Source organism: Clostridium vincentii, from assembly GCF_002995745.1.
Taxonomy (GTDB): Bacteria; Bacillota; Clostridia; order Clostridiales; family Clostridiaceae; genus Clostridium; species Clostridium vincentii.
Genome location: NZ_PVXQ01000094.1, coordinates 1 through 546, shown reverse-complemented (window position 1 = coordinate 546; position 546 = coordinate 1). Strand labels below are relative to the sequence as shown.

The following is a 546-nucleotide window of genomic DNA, read 5'->3' as shown; positions in this document are numbered from 1 at the left end:
GAATTGGAGGTTCTGATTTAGGACCAGCAATGGCGGTAGAGGCTTTACAGTATTACAGTAACCATTTGAATGTTCATTTTGTTTCAAACGTTGACGGTGACCATGTAAATGAAGTAATCAAAAAATTAAATCCAGAGACAACCCTTTTTGTAATTGTTTCTAAAACCTTCACTACGCAAGAAACGCTAAGTAATTCAGAGACGATTAAAAAATGGTTTCTAAAAACGGCATCTCATCAAGATATCGCTTCGCATTTTGTAGCTGTTTCAACAAACATAGAGAAAGTGACTGCTTTTGGTATTGATCCTTCAAACGTTTTCCCAATGTGGGATTGGGTAGGAGGTCGTTTTTCACTGTGGAGTGCAGTTGGTCTTACCATTAGTTTAGCTGTTGGTTACGATAATTTCGAGGAATTACTATCAGGAGCTAATGACATGGACGAGCATTTTAGAGATACGGATTTCGAAAATAATATCCCTGTTGTTTTAGCTCTGCTAAGTATTTGGTATAACAATTTTTTTGGGGCCGAAAGCGAAGCATTAATAC

Annotated in this window: 1 pseudogene; it reads left to right on the top strand. The window is 37.2% G+C overall.

The annotated features are described in order from the left end of the window. Positions 1 to 29 precede the first annotated feature (29 nt). A pseudogene (locus tag CLVI_RS17210) lies at positions 30 to 546 on the top strand (glucose-6-phosphate isomerase); the annotation flags it as partial.